This window comes from Synergistaceae bacterium (assembly GCA_017450125.1).
Taxonomy (GTDB): domain Bacteria; phylum Synergistota; class Synergistia; order Synergistales; family Aminobacteriaceae; genus JAFUXM01.
Genome location: JAFSWZ010000013.1, coordinates 1 through 22712 on the forward strand (window position 1 = coordinate 1; position 22712 = coordinate 22712).

Sequence of the window (22712 nt, forward strand, 5' to 3'; positions counted from 1 at the left end):
GGTCGTGTCGCTGATTGCTACGATCTTCACGCCTGCATCGTTCATTATCTTGGCCGCGTAGCTTCCGACGTTGCCGAAGCCCTGAACCACTGCGCGCATCTTCGTCGGGTCAATTCCCTTGATCTTCATCAGCTCGAACGCACACGCCGCAAGTCCTCTTCCTGTTGCCTCAGTCCTGCCCATTGCTCCCCAGTAGTCGATGGGCTTGCCGGTGAGCATTGCGGGCTCAAAGTGTCCGAGCATCTTGCAGATCGTGTCCATGATCCAGACCATTTCCTGGCCGCCGGTGTACATGTCGGGCGCGGGAACGTCGCTCCACCTTCCGATGATGGGTGCGATACGTGCACCGAACGTACGGGACATACGCTCCTTCTCCTTGCGCGACATATGAGTCGGGTCGCAGCAGATTCCGCCCTTGCCGCCGCCGTAAGGTATTCCCGCAAGAGAGCACTTCCACGTCATCAGCATCGCGAGGCCTTCGCACTCTTGGCCTGTAACGTCAAGCGCGTAACGTATACCGCCCTTCGACGGCCCTAACGCTGTCGAGTGCTGCACCCTGAACCCCTGAAACACTTTCACCGTGCCGTCGTCCATCTCCACAGGCACAGAAACGTCTACTCTCCTCTCAGGGTAGCTCAGAATCTGGATGAGTCCTTCGCTGAGATGCATCTCGTCCGCCGCGCTGTAGAAATCACGGAGCGCAGTGTCAAGGATGAGGTTGTTGGATCTTCTTCTTCCCGTTGCTTCATCAATCATGCTAACACCTTCAACTTCAAATTGTCTGTCAATTCGCAATATTTGTAACGGGGGGAAATTTTACAGGCACATTCCCGATTTGTCAAATTATGCGTATAATTCACGTGTACAAAATTTCACGGAGGTATCAGCAATGAGTACGGATATTCAGGACAAGAGCAAGGCATTATCTGTTCTGCGCAATGACATCGAGAGCAAGACCGGTTTCAGCTTCGTGAAGGTAGAGGACGGAGTGGCAGTGAGCGAGCTCGACCTTCAGGAGTTCCACTTCAACCCGTACGGGATTCCTTACGGCGGAGTCCTGTTCACGATGGCGGACGATACTGCGGCGATTGCGTTCCTGAGTGCGGGAGGCAACGGAGTAACGGTCAACGCACACGTAGACTACCTGAGGGGTTCAAGAGATGCCCAGAAGTTGATATGTACGGCGAAAGTACGCAAAGCGGGGCGGAGGATATTCTACATCGACGCAGGAATAACTAACGAGAAAGACGAAGACCTCTGCCGATTCAAATTTGTGTTCCTGAATATCTATGATTGAGAACTTGTTGTATAATACGGGAAATTTTTTTCGACAGGAGGATCTTCATAGAATGACCGCATTGATTCTTTGCAGTGTGCTGGTGTTGCTGGTGATGGCCGGGACGGCTAGGGCGGATGAGAATTATTCTCAGGACATAGTGGACGAAATACGCGGTTTCCTGATTGATGACGACTGGAAATTTGACTTCGACGACGAGAAGGGTATCTTCCGTTTCGGAGTGAACATCGGCGGAAAGATGAAGCACGTAAACTACTTCTTGCCTGTGCGTGATGACTCGTACACGGTATACGCGATCTCGCCGATAAACGGTGATTCTGATGACCCGCGCGTGATGAACGGCCTTGCTGAGTTCGTGTGCCGCGCAAACTACGGGCTGAGGAACGGGAACTTCGAGCTCGACATGAGGGACGGGGAAGTCCGCTACAAGATCTTCGTGGACTGCGACGGACAGCTTCCTTCGAGGGAGATCGTGAGGGGAAGCATCGTGATTCCGGCGATGATGTTCGAGAGGTACGCGCCCGGCATCCTTGATGTAATCTTCAAGGGGATGTCAGCGGAGGACGCAATCGCTCCGTGCGAGCGGTAAGACACAACAGAGAGCAAGGGCTTCCCTCAAGCGGGGAAGTCCTTTTTTGTGCGCTATAATTTCGCTCTGACTCCTTCGGGACGTTAATCATCACGTACTTGGCCGGAAGCGTCATCGCGTACGTGCAGGTTGTAGGGGCGGTTGTGTGCATGGTCGGGCTGTGGCTTATGGCCTGAAGAGTTGTCCCGGATAGAACAGGTACTCGAGCCAGCTGAGGGGCTTGACGTTCTTGTAGAGCTGGACGGTCAGGAACGGCAGCAGCTATTATAATATACTGAGTTATCACAGTAATCTTTTCAGGAGGAATCCAAGTTATCATGAAGAAGTTTTTAGCTGCAATGCTGGCGGTGCTGGTGATGTCAGGGTGTGCTTTCGCCGACGACGAAGCAGTCAGCCCCGACATCAAGCGCGACTCTCTGGGCAACATCGTCGACATGAAGACCGCCGACGGACTGAGAATAATTTACGTGGGGACGTTCAGGACGAACCCTGAGGCCAAGCCTGCCTCTCAGGACGAAGCCGCAGAGCCTGACGAGGGAATATTCTCCGTGTTCATGGTGAAGTCCGACAAGGACACGCCCCTTCAGCTCGACGTACGGGACGGGTTCGACACAAGAACTAACAAGTTCAGCTGGCGCAACAGCAAGCCGTGGGGCTACATCGCGGACATCGAGACCAACGGCACCCCGCGCGACATCCTCGAGACGTTCTGGATTCGCGTAACGTTCTGGCATGACCTGCCCTTCAAGTACGGAGCACGGCCGGTGATTGCGCGCATAGGCTTCGTGATTAACGGGCAGGAACTGAGCTTCAAGAGGATACGCCCGAAGGCATGGGAGGACTGGAAGAAGGTAGAGCCCAAGATTCTCGAGCTTGAGGAGAACGAAAAAGAGGGAGACTTCCAGCTCTCGGAGCTTGATGAAGCAGCAGGAAAGTAGGAATCAGCGGAAAGTTACTGCCCTGCTTTCAGGCCTTCTGCGGCAGGGTAACGCTTCCTCAGCTTCTCGTACACCACACGCGGGACAACATCCTTCACCGTCCCGCCAAAGTGGAAGATCTCCCTGATGCTCGAGCTCGACACGTAGGAGTATTTCGGGTCAGTAACGATGAAGAACGTCTCAATCTCCGGCGCAAGCTGCCTGTTCATCAGTGCCATCTGGAACTCGTACTCGAAGTCGCTCATCGCACGAAGCCCCCTGATTATCACCCCAGCTTCCTTCTGCCTCACGTAGTCCACAAGAAGCCCGTTGAAGCTGTCTACCGTGATGTTCTTCACGTGAGAGAGTGCCTCCCGTGCCATCCCGCACCTCTCCTCAATGCTGAATGCACCTGTCTTGCGCTCATTAACCAGTACGCTCACTATCACTTCGTCGAACACTGCCGCCGCACGTTCCGCAATGCAGATGTGCCCGTTCGTTATCGGGTCAAACGAGCCCGGGTATACCGCTATGCTCTTCACGGCCTCTCCTCCTTCACGAAATGTTTGGGGTTGAAGATTATCTTTCCATACACAGTTACTGTCTGCAGCAACGACAGCATCTCAGCGATAGGCAGTGCCCACACAAGCCCGTACACTCCAGCCCAGCGGTTCATCAGGAACAGCAGCGGCATGTACAGCACTCCCTGACGGCAGACGCTCAGAATCAGAGAGGCCTTACCCGCTCCCATCGCCTGCAGTGCGTTGATGAGGATGATGAACAGCGCGAAGAATATGCTGCTCGACAGCTTTATCCGCAGGAACTTCACCGCGTACCCGAAGGCCTCAGGCTCTCTCAGGAAGACCGCAACTATATTCGTCGTGAAGACGTAGCACAGGGCAATCATCGCCAAACTCAGCGACAGGGCAAACTTCAGCGCGAACTTCAGGAACGCCTTGTACCTGTCCCAGTCCTCAGCTCCGACGCAGAAACCGAGAAGAGGCTGTATTCCCTGCCCTGTGCCCATCGCGAAAAGACCTGTAATCTGGTCAATCCTCATCATTACTCCTGCGGCGGCGACTGACATATCACCGTAAGCCGACATCAGCGAGTTCATGAGAATCTGCGCAATGCTCATCAGCCACAGGTCAAGGCATGACGGAATACCTATCGCCAGAACTCCCCACGCTATACCCTCCCTCACCTTGAAGTGCCTGATGTGTATGCTGATTGATGACTTGCCGAGCAGGAAATATCCGGCGTAATACATCGCGCCGATGATTATGCTCACGGTCGTAGCTATGGCCGCGCCGGTTATGCCCCAGCCGAACCACAGAATCATTATCGGGTCGAGGACGACGTTGAGCATGTTGCCGAAAATCTGCCCGAACATTGCTCCTGCGGCGTGCCTCTCTGCCCGCATAATTCCTCCGCACGCCATCGAGAACAGCACGAACGGAGCGGCGGCTATCACGATGGACAAATAACTGTGCGCCATCCTGAAGGTCTCGGGACTTGCTCCGATTGCGCGTAGTATCTTCTCGATGAAGAACATGAACACCACAGCCATCACCGTACCGAACGCTAGGCTTCCCCACACGCAGAAGGAAGCGATGCTGTTCGCGCGGTCTTCCTGCCCTGCTCCGAGAGAACGCGAGATGAAGGACATTGCTCCGGCCATGAAGATTATTCCCATCGCGATAAGGACGAGGAACACTGGCGCGGCAATTGAGACTGCGGCGAGCTGCAAGGGGTCATTGGTGCGGGCAATGAAGAACGCGTCGGCGAGGTTGTAGATCAGCATCATGATTTCCACGACTATTGCGGGAATTATGTTGCTGATTGCCTGCCTTGCTACGGATTGGGGCTGCAAATTATCACGTATCCTTTCAAGGTTGTAGGTGGGATTATATCAGTCTGCGCAGGAAAGTTAAGCATGTTTCGCCGTATTCCCGCGCGGAAAAAATCTCGAAGCCCGGAGCTTTGTCCATCTTCTCACGCACGGAGTGTTCAACAACGAACACCGCATCTTCAGCGAGCAGAGCCGCAATGCCCGGGACAGCAGGGAGAGCCTCGCACCATCCCGAACAGTACGGCGGGTCAGCAAACACCAAGCTGAACGTCATCTCACGTTTCACGAGCCACGAGACCGCACGCCTGACCTCGAGAGAGAGCACGAGGCTATCACCTGCCTTCTTCCTGAGCTCATCAGCACGTGCCCTCACACTCTCGATGAACACGCACGAATCTGCTCCCCTGCTCAGTGCCTCGAGGCCAACCCTGCCCGTCCCCGCGAACATGTCCAGAAACCTCGCTCCGCTAACTCTCTCTCCGAGTATGCTGAACAGCGCAGAGAGCACACGTCCGCTCGTCGGCCTAACGTCCTTCATTGAGCCTTTCCGCCGCGTCAGCAAGAGCGTAACGCACCGCAGGAGTCAGGAACGCATCCGCAGTCTTGTCGAGACGGATTAATGAGCCTTCGTCGCGGGGCGCAGCGTGGATGTAGAACTTCTGCCCGAACTCGTCATCGCTGGTCAGTGTCTCCAGCAAGTACGATTCTCCGTCAGTGAATGACCGCCCGAACTTCCAGAAGGCTTTGTCGCGTTTGCCCTCAGCGTTGCGCAGTGAAGCCATGCTTTGCGGTGTTACTCTTCCTGCAATCTTGATGTGCATCTCGTCTGTTACCCGCCTCTCAACCGTAAATTTCTCCGTCTTCGTGAACAAAAGCCGGTAGATGTCCTTGCCCTCATCAAGCCACTTGCGCTCGTACTTAGTCGTGATTGTGCGTGAAGGGTTCACCTCGTACGATGTCAGGCCAAGTGCCCGGTGCTGCCCCAGAACTTCCCTGACCTCTAGGGAGTAAGGCTCGTCGTCCGTGAGCATCTCGAACTGCCCGCCGACCTTAAGCACAGCCGCGAGCCCGTCGGAGAAGTCCTTAGCTGTTACGCGCCTGTGAGCCTGACCGTTGCTGCTCCACGGGCACGGAAACTGCATGATTATGTGCTCGAGCGACTCATCACGGAAAAGTTCACGGAGCATGTAGCGCGCATCCGTGTTGAGGATGCGGAGGTTGGAGAGCCCCGCCGCCCGACGAGCGCACTTCAGGACGCAGGCCTGCGAGATCTCCACGCCGTAGAACATCACATCAGGGTGTGCCTCCGCGTACTGCACCGTGTATTCTCCGTTCCCAAAGCCTATCTCTAACTGCGTGTGTTCCGCCGTCTCGAGAGGAAGTGCAGGAGACGTGAGAATAACTCCGTACTGGGGCTTTGCGTTGGTTGTCGCAGCTAGAATGTCCATGTGAAGTCGGGCAGTCCTTCGGCGAGCACACGGGCTTTAACGTCCTGCATTATGCGTTCAAGGGCTTCCTGATTCCTGCCTTCGCACCTCACAACAACAACCGGCTGTGTGTTCGACGCGCGGATTAACCCCCAGCCGTCAGGGTAGAGTATCCTCACGCCGTCAATGTCGCTGGCTTCGTGTTCTGCCTTTGCCTTCGCCGCAATCTTCTCCACAATCTGGAACTTCGTCTCGTCCGGGCAGGCAACGCGGATTTCTTCCGTAGACGGGTAGAGCGGTATCGACATCATCAGCCGTGAAAGCGAAGTGTTTTCATCAGAGAGAATGCGCAGCAACCTTCCTGAGGCATAGAACGCATCATCGTGCCCGAAGAACTCATCAGCAAAGAACATGTGCCCCGAGTATTCGCCCGCAAAGAGTGAGCCCATCTCGCGCATCTTTGCTTTGATTACGGAGTGGCCGGACTTCCAGAAGAATGGTTTTCCTCCGAACTTTTCGGCTGTCTCGGGAAGAACCATGCTGCATTTCGGCTCGACGAGAACATCAGCTTTCGGGTGTTCACGGAGAATCTCGCGCCAGTACAACGCCATTAACCTGTCCCCGAAAATCACTTCTCCTTTGTCGTCAACAACTCCGATTCTGTCAGCGTCGCCGTCATACGCGAAGCCCACATCTGCTTTCTCTGCGCGCACTCTCTCTATTACGGCCTGGAGGTTTTCGCGCTTCTGCGGGTCAGGGTGATGGTTCGGGAAATGTCCGTCCGGCTCGTCGAACAGCGAAATCACTTCACAGCCCAGCATCTCGAAGTATCTTCGCGCCGTCGGGCCTGCCGCACCGTTGCCGGAGTCCACAACTACCTTGAACTTCCTGCTGAACGGAAGGATAAAGTGGGACACTAACATTTTCAGGTACTCATCATCAATGTGTGCCTGAGAGGTTTTGCCCTGCCCGTGCTCGAAGTTCCCGGACTCTGCTATCTGGCGGATCAGCTGGACTTCCTCGCCCCACAGCGTGCCGTGCCCGTAACACAGCTTCACTCCGTTCATGTCGCTCGGGTTGTGAGAGCCGGTAATCATTACGCCGCCGTCGAGCCCGAAGCGTATCAAGCTCCAGTATAGCATTGGTGTGGTAAGCAGTCCCACATCAATAACGTTGAGGCCTGTTGACGTTATGCCGTCGGTCATTGCGGCCTTGATGCGCGGGGTTGAGAGCCGGGCATCTCCTCCGATGGAGACGCTTCCTGTTACTCCGTTCCGAATCAGCCACGTACCGTATGCCTGGCCGATTGCCTTCACTGTTTCGTCCGCGAGGTCGGTATCGGCCGTGCCTCGTATGTCGTATTCACGGAAAATATATCTTGGTATGTTAGTCATAACAGCAAAAGAGGGAGCGTGTTTCAGCCCCCTCATACCTCCTTCAAAGATTGTTAAAGCATGTAGAGTGAAATTCCGTAGATTGCCAGAACCGCAACGATACCCTGAATCAGTGTTGCCATCGTCTGAGCCTTATACGCAGTGTTCAGATCCATATCACTGAACTGCGTAACAACCCAGAAGTACGAGTCGTTAGCGTGGGACACGACCATTGCGCCCGAACCTATAGCCAGCGTAGCGAGCACAGCACCCATCGGAGCACCGAGCCCCAGAGAACCGAGCATCGGAGCAATAATCTGCGCTGTGGTTACGATTGCGACAGTCGATGAGCCCTGCGCAGTCTTGAGTGCCGCCGCAATGATGAACGGCAGGAAGATTCCGAAGTTGTAGCTGGATAACGCCTCGCCGATGTAGTTTCCGACACCAGATGCCGCGATAACTGCACCGAGACCGCCGCCAGCCGCCGTAATCATTATGATGTTCGCGCCGTCTTTTACGCCTTCGCCTATCCAGCCGTTGGTTACTTCCTCAGTGAACGGAGCAAGGAAGAAGCACAGCACAACTCCGATTGACAGAGCAATAACAGGATTGCCCAAGAAGTTGCTGACGATGAAGAGGGTTGACTCTTTGCCGCCGATTTTCGCTAAGGTTGACGGGTAGCTGATGAACGAGCTGAACGCAATCAGGATTAACGGTATCAGGATGGGAGCAAACGACTTGAACGCTGAAGGAAGAGTCCCGTACTTGGCCTTCAGTTCCTCGTAGGACTCGCCGACTCCGTCCTGCTCGTCGAACGGCACGGGGAGCTTCGGCCCGGCGATTAACGCATAAACGTAGCCCGCAATCACCGACACGATGGAGACCACGATACCCCACATGATGACCATTCCCAGATCTGCATGAAGCTCATTCGCGGCGGCAATCGGGCCGGGTGTCGGAGGAACAAGAGTGTGTGTCGCGTAAAGTCCCGTCGACAGAGCAATAGCCATCACAGACAGCCTTACGTGCGAACGACGGGCTAATGACTTGTTGAGGGACGACAGGATTACGAAGCCGGAGTCGCAGAACACAGGGATTGAGACCACCCAGCCGATTAAGCTCATCGCGAGGGCAGGACGCTTTTCACCGACGACCTTGAGCACCGAGTCAGCCATCGTGAAAGCCGCGCCGGACTTCTCGAGCATTGCGCCGATGATAGTGCCGAGCAGGATTACGATGCCGATGCCCCTGCACGTCCCGCCGAAACCGTTAAGGATTGTGTCGAGGACTTTTGCGGGAGCCATCCCTACAGCAAGCCCCATAGCCAGAGCTACGGCGAACAGAGCAACGAACGGATGGAACTTCATCTTTGAGATGAGGAGCACCATCAGCACTATTGCAACGACAAGAATAACTACTAGCATAGAACCTTGTACCATTGCTATAAATTCTCCTTTCGGGAGTGAGATAGATTGTGAATGGATAAATGCTAGAATTATACCCTAATACTTATGCAAAGGCGTGTGAAGAATTAATGACTGAACGCGAGAAGATGATTCTCGGCGAACTGTACAACCCTGCTGATGATGAGCTGTACACCCTCAGGACGAAGGCACACCGTCTGTGCGCGGACTATAACCGACTGCACGACACTGACGAGGCGGCACGGTACTCCCTACTTCGCGAGCTCCTGCCAAACTGCACGTTCGACGACTACTTCTACCTTCAAGGGCCGATATACTTCGACTACGGAGTCAATACCTACATCGGCAAAGGCTTCTACGCAAACTTCAACTTCACGGTACTTGACGTGTGCCCGGTGAAGATAGGAGATAACGTCCTGATTGGCACGAATGTTTCCCTGCTCACGCCAACTCACCCGATGCGCTGGCAAGAGAGGAATCCGAGAATCATGGAGGACGGTTCGGCAGTGATGCTCGAGGCGGCCAAGCCCATAACGATCGGGAACAACTGCTGGATTGCGGGGAGCGTTACGGTAACCGGCGGTGTAACCATCGGGGACGGGTGCGTAATCGGTGCAGGAAGCGTAGTAACAAGGGATATTCCGGCGAACAGTTTTGCGGCAGGTGTACCATGCAGAGTGATCAGACAGATAGAGCAATAGACGGCGGAAACGCTCTCGGTGATGCGGATGTTCAGACGGTGCATTACTGGCTGTGCGCAGCCGGGCAGGGAGCGCATATGTGGGAGGATTTCCACGATCGCGGCGTGATAGGCATAGGCTGGCCGCAGCTCGGAGACCTCCGCAGCTACTCAAACAGGGAAGAGATGCGCGCAAAGCTCCGTGAAGTCTTCCCCGACAGCCCTTCTTCATTCAGGGATGTTTCGCTTTGTCTGTGGCAGTTCGTGCATGAACTGAAGCCGGGTGATGTTATCTTCGCAAAACGCGGACACTATGGAATTGTCGGCAGAGGAATCGTCAGAGGGGATTACGAGTTTGACAACAGCAAGAACGACGGCTATCCGAATATCCGCAAAGTGGAATGGACTCACACATGCGACAAGGAGACCGACGAGGGAAACCCGACGAAAACTCTGACCGACATCACCAACTACACTGGCAAGGTCAGAAATATAGCTTCACTTTTCGGCACGGATGACGGCGATGACGATGATGAAGACACCCCCGAGATAGACTATCCCGCGTACACGGAGGACGACTTCCTGCAGCAGGTGTACATCAGCAGAGAGGCTTACGGCACGCTGACAGGTTTACTGCACACCAAGAAGAACATCATCCTTCAGGGTGCTCCGGGCGTGGGCAAAACCTACCTCGCAAAACGTCTCGCGTATTCGATGATGGGCGTGAAGGACATTTCGCGCGTCATGATGATTCAGTTCCATCAGAGCTATTCCTACGAAGATTTCATTATGGGCTTCCGGCCGTCAGAGAAAGGCTTTGAGCTCAAGAAGGGAGTCTTCTACAACTTCTGCAAGAGGGCAGAGGATGACGGCGACAACGATTACTTCTTCATCATCGACGAGATAAACAGGGGAAACCTGAGCAAGATTTTCGGCGAACTGTTCATGCTCCTCGAGAGCGATAAGCGCGGCGAATACAACAAACTTCAGCTGCTCTACTCCGACGAGCTGTTCTTTGTGCCGGAGAACGTCTACATCATCGGCATGATGAACACTGCAGACCGAAGCCTCGCGTTGCTGGATTACGCGCTGAGGAGGCGTTTTGCGTTCTTCGACCTCAGGCCGGGCTTCTCGTCAGAGGGCTTCACCAAGTACAGGACATCGCTGAACAGCCCGAAGTTCGACGCACTGATACGCTGCGTTGAGGAGCTCAATGGGGCGATTGCGGAGGACGAATCGCTGGGCGAAGGCTTCTGCGTAGGGCACAGCTATTTCTGCGGCATAACTCCCGGAGAGCTTAGCGACGAAAGACTGTCAGGGATAGTTGAGTACGAGATTATTCCTCTGCTGCGTGAATACTGGTTCGACGATCCGCGCAAGGTTGAGGAGTGGAGCGGCAGGCTGAGGGATGCTCTGAAGTGGTAAAGGTACAGAACATCTACTACATGCTGGCTTATGCCTTCAGCGTCCTTAACGAGCAGGGCTTCAAGAATCTTGGTGCTGAGGAGTTCGGGAACACGGCGGAACTTTTTGCGGCCATTCTTGCGCGTGGAATAAGCTCGCAGATAAAGCGGGGTCTTGGCCGGGAGTACCTTCCTGACACGGAAGCGTTGTCGACGCTGCGCGGGAAGATTGACGTGTCGGCCTCAGTGAAGACGCGTTCGGTTCTGCGGCGGCAAATGGTCTGCACGTACGATGATTTCTCCGTGAACTCCTGCATGAACAGAGTCATCAAGTCCGTTGCGGTTATGCTGATGAAGGCGGACATTTCGCGCTCGAGGAAGAAGGAACTTCGCGGGCTTCTGCAGTTCTTCAGCGGAGTGGAGCTCGTGAATCTGCGGACGGTGGACTGGAACTTCCGCTACAACAGGAACAACCAGACCTACAGGATGATGCTTGCGGTGTGCTACCTGACGGTCAATGGGCTTCTGCAGACACAGTCGGACGGGACGATGAGGATGATGGATTTTCTCGATGAACGCAATCTGCCGGGTCTCTACGAGAAGTTTATTCTGGAGTATTTCCGCAAAGAGTTTCCGCAGCTTCGGCCAAGTTCTCCGCACGTAGAGTGGCAGGTTGACGATGATTTCAGGGACATGCTCCCGATTATGCGGACGGACGTAACGCTGACACACGGGGACAAGATGCTCATCATCGACGCTAAATGCTATTCACACGCGACTGCGATGAACTTCGGGACACGCAAGTTCCATTCCGGCAACCTTTACCAGATATTCACCTACGTCAAGAACGCCGCACTGTCCGCTGCTTCTCACGAAGTCTCGGGAATGCTCCTGTACGCCAAGACCGACGAGGAAGGTATTTCTCCGCACGAATACAGCATGAGCGGCAGCAGAATCAGCGTGCGTACTCTGGATTTGAGCGGGGACTTCGAGATGATTCGCGAGCAGCTCAACGACATAGCAGAAAAGTTACTGTGCTAAAAAACGACCTCCCCCGTTAGCGAGGGAGGCTACGCTTCACACTTTCAGGAACTCCGGCAAGACTGTTTCAAGCTCGCTGAACGAGTATTCTCCTGCCGGTTTCCCTTCCCTGAACAGCACAGCTCCTCCCGGCGTACCGGCAATCCCGAACTGTGCATGTCTCGCTTCCTTAGGGCCGTTGACCTCGCACCCCATAACCGCAACCGAAGTCCCGTCAGGAAGATTCGCCAATAACGGTTCAACGATTTTCACGAGCCTCATGACATCAGCGCGCCGTCTTCCGCACGTCGGGCAGGAAATGAGGTTCACGCCCCTTGTCCGAAGCTCTAAGGCCTTCAGAATCTCGTAGCCCACGCGCACCTCACGTTCAGGTTCGTCGGTGAGGGAGACTCTCAGAGTGTCGCCGATGCCCTTCATCAGCAGAGCAGAGATACACGCACTGCCCTTGACGATTCCGCCGTCGCCCGGCCCTGCCTCAGTAAGGCCGATGTGCATGGGAAATTCAGGATACTTCTCCGCGATGAGCTCGTTTGCTCGGACGCACTCGGGAACGCTCGACGACTTGGCCGAAAGAATCATGTCAGTGAAGCCCGAACGCAGCAGAAGCTCCGCCTGTTCGCACACAGCAAGGAACAGCGCGCGCGGTCTGTCTCCTCCGGCTTGGGCTAACTGCATTCCCGAGATGCTGCCTCCGTTCGCGCCGATCCTGATTACTACACCGAGATTCTTTGCGGTCGTGATTACGTCGTTGAGGCGGTCAAGCGGCATGTTGCCGGGATTAATGCGGATTGCTCGGCATCCGGCCTCCATCGCCAGAATCGCCAGCGCGGGGTCAAAGTGTATGTCCGCCATTATTGTAAGCTTCGTGTGTTCGACGAGATGCTTCAAGTCATCCGCAAACTTCTTGTCCGGCAAGGCAGCTCTAGCCATCTCGCACCCGCAGGCAAGAAGCCTCTCGCACTGCGCCGTGCATTCATCGCGCTTATCCAGAGAAACCTTCAACATGCTCTCTACTCTCACGGGAGCATCGCCGCCTATTGTCAGGCCGTTAATCGTAACTTGTCGTTTGCTGTTCATGGCGTTAGTGTGTCAGGAAAATGTTGTAGACATCTTTGCAGGTGATGAGAATCATGAGTGAGATTAACACCACAAAACCCGCCGTGTGAATCCATTCCTCTATCTTCTCGGGAAGCCTTCTGCGCGTGATGATTTCTAGGAGCGTGAAGAGAATCCTTCCGCCGTCGAGGGCAGGTATCGGGAAGAGGTTAAGTATTCCGAGATTGAGGGCGATGATGGCTATGAACGTCAGGAAGTCCCAGAAGCCGGAGCGCATGGCTTTGCCGGACATCGAGGCGATTCCCACAGGCCCGGTAACTTCAGCTTCCTGCCGGCCAAGAACGAACTCGGCGATTCCCTGAAGCATCATCCTGCTCATCCTGTAGGTGTAAGAGAGCGAAGACCTGCAGGCCTGAAGGAACGTGTATCGCGTCAACGACGGCGAAACTCCCAGCATAGGACGGCCGTACTCCTCGTTGTTGGGGACGTTGACGGTGAGTGTGATAGTTTCTTCTCCGCGACGGACTGTCAAGGTGAGTTCGGGGGACTTCGCGCCTTCCGTGCGGATGAGCTCGGACATCTCGCGCCACTTGGCCGCGTTGTGGCCGTTGACCGCGAGGACTTCGTCTCCGACCTTGAGGCCTGCCTGTTCGCTGGGGAAGCCGGGCATGATTTCACCGATGCGCGTGCTGTTCATGTCAAGGATGCCGTTTCCCCAGAGGAATAACGCCATCAGCACCACAGCAAGCAGAATGTTGAATGCCGAACCGTTGAGGAGAATCAGAAACCTCTTCCACGCGGGCTGTTCGTTGAAGCCCATTCCGGGAATGACGTTCTCGCCGTCTTCTTCCTCGTTCATTCCCGCGAGACGGCAGAAACCTCCGACGGGGAAAATTCTCAGCGACCACAGCATGTTCTTACGGTCTTTGCGCTGAAGAATTGCCGGCCCCATCCCGAATGCGAACTCGTGAACCTGAACGCCGAGAAGACGGGCGGTGATGTAGTGGCCGTACTCATGAACTACGACGCAGACGGCTATGACTATGACGAATGCTATTAACGATAACATGTACTTTCCTCCTGCTAAATATGTTTCCTGTATGCTCCCTTGAACCTCTCTAGTGCCTCATGAATATATCTTGTCGGACAAGCAATGTTCCACCTCTCGAACCCCTCGCCAGCCTTCCCGAACACATACCCTTCGTCGAAGAACAGGCGCGCTTCCTCGTGGTTAATCCTCTCAACCTCCCGGAAGTCCAGCCCGAAGCCGTTGAGGTTCAGCCACAGAAGATACGTCCCCTCAAGCTCGCACACCTTCACCTGCGGAAACTCACGCGCCATGAACTCAGCGATGATTCCTCTGTTCGCGTCGATGACCTTCAGGCACTCGTCGAGCCATTCACCGCACTCCCTGTACGCTGCCTCAGCAGCACGGTAACCCAGAATGTTGCACTTCGGGTTAGGGTTGTGGAGCTTCAGAGCCGCAAAGTACCTCGCGCGTAGTTCTGCGTTTGGGATGAAGACGCTTGATGTCTGGAGGCCAGCAATGTTGAAGGTCTTGCTCGGAGCTGTGCACACAATGCAGTTGTTCGCGGCTTCTTCGCTGATTGACGCAAAGACCGTGTGGACTTGGCCGGGCATCAGCAAATCACAGTGTATCTCGTCGGAGAGAACAAGCACGCCGTGTTTCAGGCATATTTCCGCGATGCGCTCGAGTTCCTTGCGCGTCCAGACTCTGCCGACGGGGTTATGAGGACTGCACAGAAGAAACATCTTTGTGTTCGGGTCAGAAGCCTTGCGCTCGAAGTCCTCAAAGTCTATCTCGTAGCGCGTTCCCGTGTAAATCATCGGCGACTCGACGAGCGTCCGCCTGTTATCCCTCACCGCCATGTACATCGGGTGATAAACTGGAGTCGTCAGCATCACGCCGTCGCCTTCCTTCGTGTACACTCTCACGGCCTCAAAGAACGCGTCTACTATCCCGTGAGTGCTCAGCATCCATTCAGGACGTGCCTCCCAGTTGTGGCGTGAAGATAACCACCCGCACACTGCCTCAAGGTATCCGTCCGTAGGGTTGGCGTAACCCATTATCGAGGTGTCCAGCTCGCGCTTGAGGGCTTCGACAATCTCCGGCGCGGTAACGAACTCCATATCTGCTACGGAGAACGGTATTATGTCCTCTGACTCCTTTACGCCGTACTTCGTGAGCGTGTCCCATTTGCCCGAGCCGGTGTGAAAACGTTTATGTGTTGTCGTGAAATCGTAAGCCATTGATGATATTCCTCCTTGATGTCAAGATTGTAGCATAGCCCGCAGGGCATTCATCACCGCAAGCACCATCACTCCGACATCCGCGAAGACTGCCGCCCACATTCCGGCCATTCCGAGAGCTCCGAGCACCATGCACAGAACCTTCACGCCGACCGTGAACGCTATGTTCTCTCTGACGATGCGCATACATTTCCGCGAAATCCTGACCGCCTCCGCAACCTTCAGCGGGTCATCGTTCATGAGCACGACATCAGCCGCCTCAATCGCCGCATCACTCCCCAGAGCTCCCATCGCAACACCGACACCAGCCCGCGCAAGAACAGGAGCATCATTAATCCCGTCGCCGACAAACACGACATCGTTCCCCATAGCTTCGACGTGTGCTACTTTGTCCGCAGGAAGCAGCTCCGCATAAACCTCGTCAATCCCTACAGCCGAACCTGCTGCCTCAGCACTCGCCTTCGTGTCGCCGGTCAGCATTGCGATTCGCGTGATGCCCTCTGCCCTGAGTGCGTTCACAGCTTCGCGCGAGGAATCTTTCACAACGTCGGAGATTACCACGTGCCCGGCGTAGACCCCGTCAATCGCGACATGAATTACAGTCCCTGAAGACCTCGAGCACGGATGCCACTCTGCACCGGCTTTCTCCATCAGCTTCGAGTTCCCGACGCAGACAGTCTCGCCGTTCACGCGCGCACGTACTCCTAAGCCCGCAAGCTCTTCTGCCTCCTCAACGACGCACGAGTCCGACTCGTTCGGGTAAGCACGTCTCAGAGCATCCGCCGCAGGGTGAACCGAGTACCTCTCCACGTGTGCCGCCAAGTGCAGGAGTTCTTCTTCGCTCCTGATGTCCGGGTGGACAGCAACAACCTCGAACACCCCGCGCGTCAGCGTCCCCGTCTTGTCGAACACTACGCATGAAGTCTTAGCCAGCCCCTCGAGGAAGTTTGAGCCCTTCACGAGAATCCCCGCTCTTCCTGCTCCGCCGAGTGCCGCGAAGAACGTCAGAGGAATCCCTATCACCAGAGCACACGGGCACGAAATCACGAGGAACGTCAATGCCCTGTACAGCCACAGCGTGAAGTCCTTAGGGCTGAAGAGTGAGGGCACGATTACGAGCAGCAGGGCAGACGCGCACACAGCAGGAGTGTAGACTTTGGCGAAACGCGTGATGAAGTTCTCGGCCTTAGCTTTGCGGGACTCTGCGTTCTCCACGAGGTCAAGTATCTTCGAGACAGCGGAGTCCTGAAAGTCTCTCGTTGTCCGTACCCTTAGAACGCCGGTCATGTTCACACAGCCGCTCAAGACTTCGTCGCCCTCTGCTTTGTCGACAGGGACGCTCTCTCCCGTTAATGCCCGCGCGTCAACCGCAGAATGTCCCTCAACTATCACACCGTCAATCGGAATCTTCTCGCCAGGCTTCACCAGAATTACGCTTCCCGCCGGAACATCTTTAGGCTCAGCGCGTTCAACGCGGCCTTCATGCTCGACGTTCGCGTAGTCGGGGCGTATGTCCATCAGTGCGGTGATGCTCTTCCTGCTCCTGTCAGAAGCGTAGTCCTGGAAGAGTTCGCCGGTCTGGTAGAGTATCATTACTGCGCAGGCTTCAAGGTATTCGCCGAGCACAAGCGCGCCTATCGTAGCGATCGCCATCAGGAAGCATTCGTCGAAGATTTCGCGCTTGCGTATGCCCTCCAGAGCCTCGAGCAGAACGTCATACCCCGCGATAACGTACGCACTCAGGAACAGGTACAGCTTCCACTGCGGAAAAAGCAAGCCGCAGGCCAAGACCACGCACGCCGCAATGATTCTGAGCAGCTTGCTCGCATGTTCATTCATGAATATTCCCTCCCTAAAACAAGAGAAGCCCCCTGAACTTCAGAGAGCTTCCCGCAAAATACGACTTGTTACTTGACACCAGAAAAGTCGTTGACCCTGTGCTGGAGGATGAACACATCTCCCGTGCTCGGAATTGTGCGTGCGCCTTCGGTATCGACATCCTTGCTGACACCTGAAAAGACTATCGACATCAAGGTATTTCCGTCGCTGTCCTGGATGACTATCGGAGACCTTACGCCGTAGGAATCTGTGGTATCGTCTGTGGTGGTGTTGCTGTCCTCTTGCTCTTCGTCGCCGTCTTCATCGGGGTCTTGTCCGACACCGTCGCCGCCTGCACCGCCGTTCTGCGTGCCGGCCTGGCTCCAGTTGTACGTCGCGCTGTCGGAGATGTACGTTCCGTTCTCCGCGTCGATTCCTGCCTCGCCCGCTGAGTTCTCCTTCTGGCTGCCCGCAGAGATGTTCAGTGTTCCGCCGTTTATTGCAACCCAGCCGTTGGAGTCGATGCCGTCGCCGCCTGTCGAGCTCACCGTCAGAGTTCCGCTGTCCATCGTGAACACAGACACGTAATCTTCATTCACGTTGATGCCGTCATCAGGTGCTGTAACGCTGATAACTCCGCCGTCAATCAGCAGGTGCATCTCCGAGTCGAGCCCCTCGCAGGTTGTTGACGTGATTGTGAGCTTGCCCGTGCCTGCCGTGCCTCCGCCGATGACCATAGTCCTGCGCGAGTGGAATGCTCCGTCGAGCTTGTACATCTTCTCCTGGGCCGAGATGTTGCTCCCGATCTGGCTTGCATCGTACTTCGGAAGATCTGTGTCATCGTCGAGTTTCGGGCAAAGCTCAAGCAGCCTGTAGGTGTTCGCGCCGGTGAAGGTATTGGTTGTTCCGTCAGCGATGCTCACGATTGCACCGACATCGTAATACCCGTCTGTGCTGAGCATCTTTGCGCTGAGATTCTTCCAGAGGTCATTGGCCGCGAGCGTCGTCTGGTCGTCATAGCCGTTGTCTTCCGCCCACTTGTAGACCTTGTAGAACACGAGCGCAGGCCCGGCCGTGCAGGTTACGTCCACGCTGTCGAGGATAAGCGCGACCTGATGCTGGGACTTCGCGCCGACCTCGATCCATATCTGGCCGTTCCACGTACCTTTGAGCTTGTACGTTCCGGCTTCGGTGATGTGAAGAACGGGGTTGTTGTAGGCCTCTTCCGCTGAGTGAGTCATAGTCGAGAACGAAGCAATGTCCGACGCGGCCGCATTTCTGGCCGGGCCGCCCTGACCGCCGGGACCTCCCTGACCTCCCTGACCTTCCTGGCCGCCGGGAGCTCCCTGCATTCCGTTCTGCATCGGCAGGGTCGCGAAAATGTATTTGTCCGTGCTGTAGGCCTCGCCGTAATCATCGCCGAGCGCGGCTATCGCTTCTCTCACGGCTTCCGACGAAGCATCGTAGTACACAACATATTCGGTGTCCTCGTCCTTCGTGGCAGTCTGCGAGGTGCTGAACTCGAGAGTGTTCGACGTGTAGCGTATGTCGTGCGCAATGTACACGCCGCTGAGGTCGTCAATCTCGTTCTCATAATCACTCTCATCAAGCTCTTCTGTGCCGTCGATGCCTTCCGTCCAGTATTCTGCCGGGTGCTGTGGGTCTGCGTGCCACACAAGGTTGAATGAAGGGACAGCCTCGTCGTCGATTGTCGCGGAAGTTCCGTTGAGCACGATGGTTACCGCGTCCGTGTCGTCAACATCCACCGACGTGGCGACAACAGTAAGCCCGTTGTAGCTGAGCTGCTGTGTCTTTCCGCCGTACCTCTGTACGTTCCCGAAGTCAGTGCTGAGATCCTGAGTACCATCACCATTGGGATTCCAGAAGAACACTGCCACTTCGTCGCCGTTATCGTTGCTGGTGGTGATCAAGAACGGCTGGTCGTCCCCGCTTATCGACTCAGCAAACTCGAGATTGACGACTACGTTTTCGCCGCCCTCAATCGGAGCAACGTAGTATGTGGGATTATAATCACTGTTCCCGCTGGTGTCCCAGTTGCGCACACCGACACTGTTGCCTCTGTAGAGGTTATAGCTTTCTCCCTTTTTGAGGACGGGCGAGCTTATGAGCATAACCTTCCCCGATGGCACAACGCTCTGCTGTGTGTTGTCGTCGTCATCGTCGTTGCATCCGCCAGACGAGAGCACCAGCATAGCCGCCAGCATTACGCACAACCAAACCGAATACTTCTTCATACTGAACATACCTCCTGTGAAAATTTGCGATTGCTAAATTCTAACACAATAACATTATCGGTATCGCTGTATAATGTATTATCACATTTCGGGGGAGCTTTTTTGCTGAGAGGGTGTGAAATTCTGCACCGACCCTTTGAACCTGATACGGGTAATGCCGCCGCAGGGAGCACATAATTTCCTCCGAACGTGTAAATTCTTGCATTTGGAGGAACATTTCTCATCATGCCTACAAGCGTCAGACACAAAAGCATTGCTGTAATGATCGAGGGAGCTTTGTGCATAGCTCTCTGCATCGTCCTCGAGAAAATAAACATTTTCTCGATGCCTCAGGGCGGTTCCGTTGACTTCGAACTCATTCCCCTTCTGCTCTTCACGTACAGGCGCGGGCTGAAGTGGGGGCTGCAGATAGGCTTCCTCACCGGCCTCATAAAAATTGTGCTCGGCGGTTACTTCCTCAACGTTATGCAGGTCGCGCTGGATTACCCTCTGGCGTATATGTGCGTCGGACTTGCGGCGTTCCACCCCAGAGTGCTGAGCATTCTTCTGGCGGCGTTGGGACAGATAACGTGCAGCGTAATTTCCGGCGCGATATTCTTTGCGCAGTACGCACCTGAGGGGCAGAACCCGTGGGTCTACTCCATCCTGTACAACGCACCGATACTCGGAGCAAAGTATATTCTCTCGGGAATTGTCGCAATGTTCATGTGGAAAGTCCTTGAGCGCGATCTTCCTGTTGTCGATTGAGCAGGATAATTGTTGCCGGAACGTCCAGCCACTGCGGGAAAACCACGATAGCCTGCGGACTGCTCGCTTCACTCAGAAAACGCGGCCTCAAGGTCTGCGCGTACAAGACCGGCCCGGACTACATTGACCCGCAGTATCTGCGTTCTGCCGGAGGCTGTGAGGCGTACAACCTCGACAACTGGCTGATGAGCAGTGAGAATGTGAGGGAGCTTTTCGCTAAGACTTCACGCGGTCATGACATCGCGGTGATTGAAGGAGCAATGGGTCTCTACGACGGGGGCACGAACAGCACTGCGGAAATCGCGAAACTGCTTGGAGCTCCCGTTGTGCTTGTTGTGGACGCGAAGTCTGCGGGGGAATCTGTAGCTGCTGCTGCTCTGGGCTTCAGGGAGTATGACAGGGAGATAGATTTTGCGGGAGTGATTCTGAACAACATAGGTTCGGACTATCACGGACGGATTATCGCTGATGCACTGAGGGAGAAGGGCATCAAGTGCTTCGGTGCGTTGAGGAGGAACGACGGGCTTGCTGTCCCTAAGCGTCATCTTGGCCTCGCGCTCGAACACAGAGGGGAGAACCTCGAGAGACTGAGAGCTGCTGTCGACGAAGGGATTGACGTTGACGCACTGCTGAGTATCGCCGCAAGCACACCTCCCCTGACAGGGCGGGACTTTCCCCCTCGCCTGTCTAAGGATAGGGGGCAGGGAGTAAGGTTACCTCTAATCGGAATCGCGATGGACGAGGCGTTCTCGTTTACGTACCCCGAGAGCCTCGCAGTCCTCGAGGAGCTGGGGGCAGAGCTCGTGTACTTCTCGCCGCTGAATGACGACGCGCTCCCCGATGCTGACGGCTATATCTTCTGCGGAGGTTACCCCGAGATGTTCGCCGAGACATTGTCGTGCAATGCCCCGATGCTCGCCAGCGTCAGGCGCAACACACGTCCCGTTCTCGCTGAGTGCGGAGGGATGATGTACCTCTGCCGCGAACTCACTGACACAGACGGCAGGTCTTGGCCGATGGCGGGGGTTATTCCGTTAAGGGCAGAGATGACGGGGCGGGCAGTTCTCGGGTACATGGAGGCGCGGGCACTGCGTGATAACATTCTGTGCGTGGAAGGCACGGTGATTCGGGGGCATGAGTTCCACTACTCGCGCGTTGAGTTTCCCCCAGAGACCTGCGCGTTCAGCCTCACGCGGCGTAACACGAACACTTCACACGCCGGAGGGTACGCTAAGGATAACATTCTCGCCTCGTACCTTCACGTCAACTTCTTCGGGAATGCGGGACTTGCTGAAAGATTCCTCGACTCGTTGACTTTAAGCAGTGTTTAATCAGGTATACTAACGCATATCCAGAGAAAGGAGAACGCAATTCATGTCAGCAGTAATCGTATACTTTTCCCGCGAGGGCAACAACTACGTCAACGGCTCAATAGTGAACCTCGCGAAAGGCAACACCGAGATAGCCGCAGAGTTCATCAGTGAGCTCACAGGAGCAGAGATGTTCCGGCTTGAGCCCGCGAAACCCTACGCACTGGACTACAACGAGTGCATCAAGGAAGCTCAGGCTGAGCAGAGAGCGAAAGCACGTCCCGCCGTGAAATCACTTCCCGACATTTCAGGCTATGACGTGGTGTACTTGGGCTATCCCAACTGGTGGGGAACATGCCCGATGTGCGTTTTCACGTTCATCGAGAGCCAGAACTGGGCGGGCAAGACGGTCAAACCCTTCTGCACGCACGAAGGCAGCGGAATGGGGCACAGCGAGTCAGACCTCAAGAAGGCGTGTGCCGGAGCTGACGTGAAGAAGGGGCTGGCGATTCACGGTGCGGATGCGTCGAAGTCGAAGCCTGCGATTCAGGGCTGGGTAGAGTAAGGAGGAGTAATCATGCGCAAAATATTTCTGGGAATGTTAATAGTTGTGGCGGTAATCAGTGCGTCGTTTGCCGCCGAAGCAAAGTCTCTCGTCATCATCTTTTCGCGCGCTGACGAGAACTACAGCGTGGGCTATATCACCGTCGGCAACACAATGAAGCTCGCGCAGATGATAGCGGAGAAGACGGGCTCTGAGACGTTCGAGGTAGCTCCGGCGAAGAAGTACCCTGCGGACTACGAGACGTGCATTGACGTGGCCAAGAAGGAGCAGAACGCCAACGCACGCCCTGCAATTCTCGCGGACAAAGACATCAGCGAGTACGACACGATATTTTTCGGGTATCCTGTGTGGTGGGGAGATATTCCGATGTGCATGTACACATTCATCGAGGCTCACGACTGGGCAGGGAAGAAGGTTTACCCGTTCTGCACTCACGAAGGCAGTGCGGCGGGAAGGACGGAAAGCACGCTGAAGCGCACGATGAAGGGTGCGACGATAGCGAAGCCTCTTGCGGTCAGGGGAGCGACGGCGCAGAGCGGCGGTGCTGGTGTTGAACGCACAGTAGACGGCTGGCTCAAGGGCTTAGGCTTCTAGGACAGGGGAAACGACTGCCCTGCTCTCACCAAAAAGGGAGCGGGGCTTTTTTTGCGCGTATAATATTCTGACAATCAACAGACACAGGAGGAAG

Annotated in this window: 22 protein-coding genes and 1 riboswitch; of the genes, 10 read left to right on the forward strand and 12 right to left on the reverse strand. The window is 55.3% G+C overall.

The annotated features are described in order from the left end of the window. Positions 1–756 (reverse strand): Glu/Leu/Phe/Val dehydrogenase (locus tag IJT02_01885; protein ID MBQ7543675.1); only part of this gene is annotated, 756 nt, incomplete at its 3' end. Between the two features lie 133 nt (positions 757–889). Here IJT02_01885 and IJT02_01890 point away from each other — a divergent pair. From IJT02_01890 to IJT02_01900, 3 genes are all read left to right on the forward strand, one after another. Continuing rightward, positions 890–1297 (forward strand): PaaI family thioesterase, encoded by a 408-nt coding sequence (locus IJT02_01890; protein ID MBQ7543676.1) that lies wholly within the window; start codon positions 890–892, stop codon positions 1295–1297. 52 nt (positions 1298–1349) lie between these two features. Beyond that, a complete protein-coding gene (locus IJT02_01895) occupies positions 1350–1886 on the forward strand; it encodes a hypothetical protein (GenBank protein MBQ7543677.1) in 537 nt (178 codons plus the stop codon). A gap of 317 nt (positions 1887–2203) precedes the next feature. Further along, complete coding sequence (locus IJT02_01900) at positions 2204–2824, forward strand: hypothetical protein (GenBank protein ID MBQ7543678.1); 621 nt, start codon at positions 2204–2206, stop codon at positions 2822–2824. 14 nt (positions 2825–2838) lie between these two features. Here the strand turns inward: IJT02_01900 and coaD are convergent, their stop codons facing one another. The 6 genes from coaD to IJT02_01930 are packed head-to-tail and all read right to left on the reverse strand — an operon-like array spanning position 2839 to position 8894. Beyond that, positions 2839–3345 (reverse strand): pantetheine-phosphate adenylyltransferase, encoded by a 507-nt coding sequence (gene coaD / locus IJT02_01905; protein MBQ7543679.1) that lies wholly within the window; start codon positions 3343–3345, stop codon positions 2839–2841. Next, on the reverse strand, positions 3342–4676 hold the full coding sequence (locus IJT02_01910; GenBank protein MBQ7543680.1) for an MATE family efflux transporter: 1335 nt from the start codon (positions 4674–4676) through the stop codon (positions 3342–3344). Before IJT02_01910 ends, coaD begins: the two co-directional genes overlap by 4 nt. Positions 4677–4710: 34 nt before the next feature. Continuing rightward, on the reverse strand, positions 4711–5193 hold the full coding sequence (locus IJT02_01915; GenBank protein ID MBQ7543681.1) for an RsmD family RNA methyltransferase: 483 nt from the start codon (positions 5191–5193) through the stop codon (positions 4711–4713). Next, positions 5180–6103, reverse strand: a complete 924-nt coding sequence (gene trmB / locus IJT02_01920; GenBank protein MBQ7543682.1) for a tRNA (guanosine(46)-N7)-methyltransferase TrmB — start codon at positions 6101–6103, stop codon at positions 5180–5182. Before trmB ends, IJT02_01915 begins: the two co-directional genes overlap by 14 nt. Then, positions 6091–7476: a phosphomannomutase/phosphoglucomutase gene (locus IJT02_01925; protein ID MBQ7543683.1), complete on the reverse strand. Its 1386-nt coding sequence runs from the start codon at positions 7474–7476 to the stop codon at positions 6091–6093. Before IJT02_01925 ends, trmB begins: the two co-directional genes overlap by 13 nt. A 53-nt stretch (positions 7477–7529) precedes the next feature. Further along, positions 7530–8894: a GntP family permease gene (locus IJT02_01930; GenBank protein ID MBQ7543684.1), complete on the reverse strand. Its 1365-nt coding sequence runs from the start codon at positions 8892–8894 to the stop codon at positions 7530–7532. A 95-nt stretch (positions 8895–8989) separates the two neighbouring features. Here IJT02_01930 and IJT02_01935 point away from each other — a divergent pair, with 95 nt between their 5' ends. The 3 genes from IJT02_01935 to mcrC are packed head-to-tail and all read left to right on the forward strand — an operon-like array spanning position 8990 to position 12002. Further along, on the forward strand, positions 8990–9580 hold the full coding sequence (locus IJT02_01935) for a sugar O-acetyltransferase (GenBank protein MBQ7543685.1): 591 nt from the start codon (positions 8990–8992) through the stop codon (positions 9578–9580). After that, entirely contained in the window at positions 9550–10983 is a 1434-nt protein-coding gene (locus IJT02_01940; GenBank protein ID MBQ7543686.1) for an AAA family ATPase, read from the forward strand. The genes IJT02_01935 and IJT02_01940 overlap by 31 nt, the downstream gene beginning before the upstream one ends. Then, positions 10977–12002: a 5-methylcytosine-specific restriction endonuclease system specificity protein McrC gene (mcrC, locus tag IJT02_01945; protein ID MBQ7543687.1), complete on the forward strand. Its 1026-nt coding sequence runs from the start codon at positions 10977–10979 to the stop codon at positions 12000–12002. The genes IJT02_01940 and mcrC overlap by 7 nt, the downstream gene beginning before the upstream one ends. 36 nt (positions 12003–12038) lie before the next feature. Here the strand turns inward: mcrC and ispG are convergent, their stop codons facing one another. The 5 genes from ispG to IJT02_01970 form a co-directional block, all read right to left on the reverse strand. Then, positions 12039–13079: a (E)-4-hydroxy-3-methylbut-2-enyl-diphosphate synthase gene (gene ispG, locus IJT02_01950; protein MBQ7543688.1), complete on the reverse strand. Its 1041-nt coding sequence runs from the start codon at positions 13077–13079 to the stop codon at positions 12039–12041. A 4-nt stretch (positions 13080–13083) separates the two neighbouring features. Further along, the gene (rseP, locus tag IJT02_01955) at positions 13084–14127 is read right to left on the reverse strand and encodes an RIP metalloprotease RseP (protein ID MBQ7543689.1); all 1044 of its coding nucleotides are present in this window, start codon (positions 14125–14127) and stop codon (positions 13084–13086) included. A 14-nt stretch (positions 14128–14141) separates the two neighbouring features. Continuing rightward, the gene (locus IJT02_01960) at positions 14142–15329 is read right to left on the reverse strand and encodes a pyridoxal phosphate-dependent aminotransferase (protein ID MBQ7543690.1); all 1188 of its coding nucleotides are present in this window, start codon (positions 15327–15329) and stop codon (positions 14142–14144) included. A 21-nt stretch (positions 15330–15350) separates the two neighbouring features. Beyond that, a complete protein-coding gene (gene cadA, locus IJT02_01965; GenBank protein ID MBQ7543691.1) occupies positions 15351–17168 on the reverse strand; it encodes a cadmium-translocating P-type ATPase in 1818 nt (605 codons plus the stop codon). A 68-nt stretch (positions 17169–17236) separates the two neighbouring features. Beyond that, positions 17237–19402 carry a carbohydrate-binding domain-containing protein gene (locus tag IJT02_01970; GenBank protein ID MBQ7543692.1) on the reverse strand — a complete coding sequence of 722 codons (2166 nt, stop codon included), beginning with the start codon at positions 19400–19402 and terminating at the stop codon, positions 17237–17239. An 80-nt stretch (positions 19403–19482) separates the two neighbouring features. Next, a riboswitch (TPP riboswitch) is annotated at positions 19483–19588 on the forward strand. A gap of 39 nt (positions 19589–19627) precedes the next feature. Between IJT02_01970 and thiT the strand changes: the two genes are divergently transcribed. From thiT to IJT02_01990, 4 genes are read left to right on the forward strand one after another with little or no spacing between them, the layout of a single operon-like run. Further along, positions 19628–20149 (forward strand): energy-coupled thiamine transporter ThiT, encoded by a 522-nt coding sequence (gene thiT, locus IJT02_01975; protein MBQ7543693.1) that lies wholly within the window; start codon positions 19628–19630, stop codon positions 20147–20149. After that, positions 20146–21480, forward strand: coding sequence for a cobyrinate a,c-diamide synthase (locus tag IJT02_01980; GenBank protein ID MBQ7543694.1), 1335 nt, complete (start codon positions 20146–20148; stop codon positions 21478–21480). The genes thiT and IJT02_01980 overlap by 4 nt, the downstream gene beginning before the upstream one ends. A 43-nt stretch (positions 21481–21523) precedes the next feature. Then, positions 21524–22024, forward strand: coding sequence for a flavodoxin (locus tag IJT02_01985; GenBank protein ID MBQ7543695.1), 501 nt, complete (start codon positions 21524–21526; stop codon positions 22022–22024). Positions 22025–22036: 12 nt separating this feature from the next. Continuing rightward, a complete protein-coding gene (locus IJT02_01990; GenBank protein ID MBQ7543696.1) occupies positions 22037–22618 on the forward strand; it encodes an NAD(P)H-dependent oxidoreductase in 582 nt (193 codons plus the stop codon). Positions 22619–22712 lie beyond the last annotated feature (94 nt).

Excerpts from the sequence above, each read along its gene's own strand:
- IJT02_01970 (MBQ7543692.1), bottom strand. The coding sequence starts at position 19,402 with ATGAAGAAGTATTCGGTTTGGTTGTGCGTAATGCTGGCGGCTATGCTG.
- IJT02_01960 (MBQ7543690.1), bottom strand. The coding sequence starts at position 15,329 with ATGGCTTACGATTTCACGACAACACATAAACGTTTTCACACCGGCTCG.
- IJT02_01900 (MBQ7543678.1), top strand. The coding sequence starts at position 2,204 with ATGAAGAAGTTTTTAGCTGCAATGCTGGCGGTGCTGGTGATGTCAGGG.
- IJT02_01930 (MBQ7543684.1), bottom strand. The coding sequence starts at position 8,894 with ATGGTACAAGGTTCTATGCTAGTAGTTATTCTTGTCGTTGCAATAGTG.
- IJT02_01985 (MBQ7543695.1), top strand. The coding sequence starts at position 21,524 with ATGTCAGCAGTAATCGTATACTTTTCCCGCGAGGGCAACAACTACGTC.
- IJT02_01925 (MBQ7543683.1), bottom strand. The coding sequence starts at position 7,476 with ATGACTAACATACCAAGATATATTTTCCGTGAATACGACATACGAGGC.
- IJT02_01895 (MBQ7543677.1), top strand. The coding sequence starts at position 1,350 with ATGACCGCATTGATTCTTTGCAGTGTGCTGGTGTTGCTGGTGATGGCC.
- IJT02_01915 (MBQ7543681.1), bottom strand. The coding sequence starts at position 5,193 with ATGAAGGACGTTAGGCCGACGAGCGGACGTGTGCTCTCTGCGCTGTTC.
- ispG (MBQ7543688.1), bottom strand. The coding sequence starts at position 13,079 with ATGAACAGCAAACGACAAGTTACGATTAACGGCCTGACAATAGGCGGC.
- cadA (MBQ7543691.1), bottom strand. The coding sequence starts at position 17,168 with ATGAATGAACATGCGAGCAAGCTGCTCAGAATCATTGCGGCGTGCGTG.
- trmB (MBQ7543682.1), bottom strand. The coding sequence starts at position 6,103 with ATGGACATTCTAGCTGCGACAACCAACGCAAAGCCCCAGTACGGAGTT.
- thiT (MBQ7543693.1), top strand. The coding sequence starts at position 19,628 with ATGCCTACAAGCGTCAGACACAAAAGCATTGCTGTAATGATCGAGGGA.
- IJT02_01890 (MBQ7543676.1), top strand. The coding sequence starts at position 890 with ATGAGTACGGATATTCAGGACAAGAGCAAGGCATTATCTGTTCTGCGC.
- IJT02_01990 (MBQ7543696.1), top strand. The coding sequence starts at position 22,037 with ATGCGCAAAATATTTCTGGGAATGTTAATAGTTGTGGCGGTAATCAGT.
- rseP (MBQ7543689.1), bottom strand. The coding sequence starts at position 14,127 with ATGTTATCGTTAATAGCATTCGTCATAGTCATAGCCGTCTGCGTCGTA.
- IJT02_01940 (MBQ7543686.1), top strand. The coding sequence starts at position 9,550 with ATGCAGAGTGATCAGACAGATAGAGCAATAGACGGCGGAAACGCTCTC.
- IJT02_01935 (MBQ7543685.1), top strand. The coding sequence starts at position 8,990 with ATGACTGAACGCGAGAAGATGATTCTCGGCGAACTGTACAACCCTGCT.